This is a genomic window from Photobacterium sp. R1 (assembly GCF_054600795.1).
Genome location: NZ_BAAHZP010000190.1, coordinates 1 through 377, shown reverse-complemented (window position 1 = coordinate 377; position 377 = coordinate 1). Strand labels below are relative to the sequence as shown.

1 protein-coding gene is annotated in these 377 nt (G+C 54.9%); it reads left to right on the top strand.

Annotated elements, in window-relative coordinates; all coding sequences use genetic code 11:
• On the top strand, positions 1-377 hold a 377-nt coding region (locus ACYP03_RS24615; protein WP_459782469.1), incomplete at both ends, for an SHOCT domain-containing protein.

The window sequence follows — 377 nt, the reverse complement described above, 5'->3', positions numbered from 1 at the left end:
CCTTGATAATGGCGATATCACTGACGATGAGTTTGAACGCCTGCTAGATGAGCTGCACGGTATAGGTAACGCGCCTGGCAATGAAACTTCGGGGGCTGATGAGTCAACCTCGCCAGTTGCTGCGCAAACGTCCGAATCGCCTGCTGCTGCCAGTGCACCTGGTACAGGTGACGGCGACTTAATGACAGATGACGAATTTGAACGTCTGCTAGATGAATTGCACGGCAGCGGTAAAGGACCGTCAGATGAAGAGCTGGCGATTGCAACCAAACCGGCTTACGCGTTACAGGCGAAAGCCGACCCCGCGCCTGTCAGCGCTCAGCCCGTTGCTGAGATGCCACAGCCTGTTGCTGAGCGTAAAGCAATCGGGTTAAAAG